Below are 2,774 nucleotides of genomic sequence, written 5' to 3' on the forward strand. Positions count from 1 at the left end.
AAACGCCTTGGGAGAGTCCGGCCTCTGGATTCTTAATGGAGACATTGAGAATCTAAGCTGTCTCGTTGAACAAGGAATTTCTAACAGCGATGGGTCAAGAATCCCCCGTCACAGCGTAGCTTGACGGTGGGAGTATGTCAACATTCCCTTCAGGTTCGGTTCTGCCGACCCCCACTATCTCAAAAAACTGTTAAATTGGAAGAACCAAAAAGGATAGTTTATAAAAAAATTGATTTAAGGAGATCAAAAGTGTATAGAGAAAACGATCGCCCTCACAATTTATTCGGTACCGATAGTGAATTTTACGAGAGTTTGTGGCAGTATGTCCAGACCTTAAGTCCCGAAACAATCGCCCAACTCTCGAAACCGGAATCCCAAGAGGTTTTTCAAGTGATGGAACGCAACATTATCGGACTTTTGGGCAACCTTCCCTCTGAACATTTCGGGGTCACTATCAGTACCAGTCGCGAACATCTGGGCCGGTTATTGGCCTCGGCAATGATGAGTGGTTACTTTCTGCGCAATGCTGAACAGAGAATGAATTTTGAAAAATCCCTCGCTAGTCTCCAGAGCGGTTCTAGCGATGTTTAAAGTTGAGCGGTAGTTAGTTTGAAAGGGAAAAAGAAGCAATCAGCTATCAGCTATCAGATTTTAGTTACAAGATAACTTTGATCTGGCTAATAACTGATGACTGATGACTGATGACTGATGACTGATGACTGATGACTGATGACTGATTAAAGACAGTTTTGCTGCCAGAGGAGTTCTTTTTCGATTCCCTGTTTTTCTCCGGGGGGGACAGTCCTTTCCCGCATAATATAAAGTCGCAGGGATTTAATCTGTTGATCACTACCGTGCTGCTGATTCCAGTTTTGACAGAGATACTGACCAAACTCTCCATAAACTGACCGACCGATAGCTCGATTAAGATTAATAAAATACACTCGCCACTGCATGGTTTTATACAAACGATTGCGATCGCTATCCGTGGGTTTATCCCAAATTACTGGCTGTCCTTCTCTAAATATATCTACCGTGGAACCATCGGCTAATTGACTGACTGCCACAAACCAAGCATCATCCCGGGGCGGACTAGGGGAGAAAATAGTCCAATACTGGTCTAAACGGGTAACTTTTGCCAGAATATCAATTGTATTAAAAGTACGACGGGTGAGCAAGCGATCGAGGGACTGAATTAAAGGTGTATTTAAATCGCCCCTATCGACCGATTGCCGGACAAAACTGCGTAAATTCCAGATACTGGTCAACAATAAGAAGAAAATTACCAAAATATTTAAAGGTAAAGAGGATTTAATCGTCAGGGGACGAAACTTGAAAGGTTTGGTGAAATTTCCCATAAAACGACGATGGGAGGCAATCCACTCATAAATTCTCGTTCCCAGGGCCATAAGGGGCGGTAAACGCAAAATTGGCGCTAAAAACCAGAAAATTGGCGAAAGACTGACAATATAAACCACTGCTGACCATTTAAACTGCCGTTTTCCCTGCCAATCTTCCACCACCCAAGAATTTTGGGCTACCATATCCTCGTATATTGAAGGGTTATCCTGAGCGACTAACAGGGGAGTGCCGGGTAAAATGAGAAAAGTGCGGAGAAGATGAACAACTTTTTTGCAAAATCCACAATCTCGATCGTAATTAATCCTTAAACCTTCTCTTTCTGGGTTTCTCATCCGTTTTTGTCCCCAATCCCAAACTAAGCTAGGGATAATCGGCAGCCAATGGGTAACACTCAAGATAGGGAAAACCCCTAAATGTAGAATCAGTCCAAAAACCGTATGCAAGAAAATAAAGGAAACTACGGCGATTATTTTAAATAAACTATTGCGAAAGGGAACAAACATCAATAGCGGACCGAACCATTCAAAGCCTAGGGCTGAAATTGTTAGAAATTTGAGGAATTGCTGCGGTAAAGTCAGTAAAAAACTCCCCAAAGCGGTAGCGTATTGATCGTAACTAAGAGAGTAATAAACGGCTGTACCGTCGGGCCACCAAGTCTCACTTTTGAGTTTAAAGACCACTGACCACATATAAATGTAACACACCTGTATCATAAAAGCGACCGTGGCAGCCGAAACCACACGCTTGGGTAAGGGGTTGGGATTGGTGTTTAAGGCACTTTCCACGGAATAACAGGCACCAAGGGGTAAAAACATCGCCCAGAATAATACTGCCCGGATTACGTCATCGGCGGCAAATAGTAACAGGGGGTTGCGATGATGTAAAGAGACGATTAGCGCCCAAGTGGCGATCGTGGCTAAACGGGTATGATAGCCAATTAAAAGCAATAATGCGATCGCTATAGCGACAATAAACAGGATACTCTGCACCAGCACCGAGTCACTGAGAGCAAAAATAGACCAGTAAAAAGGACTAGCAGAGACTTTCGATAAGCTTCCTAGGGGTAAAACCCCCAATCCGCTGTAATGGGCAGTTACTTGGCTAAAACGAACCGATAAATCTACTAAAACCACTAACGCCAAGGCAATGCGAAATAAAGCCAGCGATCGCAGGTCAAACCCGAAAATCTCTGCCAGTCTTTGTCTAAATGATTTTGCCATTATCGCCATAGGATGATGATTCCCTCCACTTCTTCAATAAACCTACTTTATAGCAATTGACACTCCCCGCTCTAAAGAGACGGGGATTCTTGGTTCACAGAGATTACTTGCGAAAGACAGAATTGCTTCTGAAAAAGTAGAGGTATTCTCTCCCCAAGCGTTTATTGGGTCGAGCCCAAAGGTTCCGGTATG

The 2,774-nt window shown here is 43.5% G+C and carries 2 protein-coding genes and 1 pseudogene; 2 read left to right on the forward strand and 1 reads right to left on the reverse strand.

Annotated features, from left to right (window positions below):
- A pseudogene (locus IM479_RS15325) lies at positions 1-124 on the forward strand (zinc ribbon domain-containing protein); the annotation flags it as partial.
- A gap of 125 nt (positions 125-249) precedes the next feature.
- Positions 250-591, forward strand: a complete 342-nt coding sequence (locus IM479_RS15330; RefSeq protein ID WP_287684900.1) for a DUF760 domain-containing protein — start codon at positions 250-252, stop codon at positions 589-591.
- A gap of 146 nt (positions 592-737) precedes the next feature.
- Here IM479_RS15330 and IM479_RS15335 read toward each other — a convergent pair whose 3' ends face one another.
- On the reverse strand, positions 738-2,591 hold the full coding sequence (locus IM479_RS15335) for a hypothetical protein (protein ID WP_287684901.1): 1,854 nt from the start codon (positions 2,589-2,591) through the stop codon (positions 738-740).
- Positions 2,592-2,774 lie beyond the last annotated feature (183 nt).

This window comes from Microcystis sp. M165S2, from assembly GCF_020245885.1.
Taxonomy (GTDB): domain Bacteria; phylum Cyanobacteriota; class Cyanobacteriia; order Cyanobacteriales; family Microcystaceae; genus Microcystis.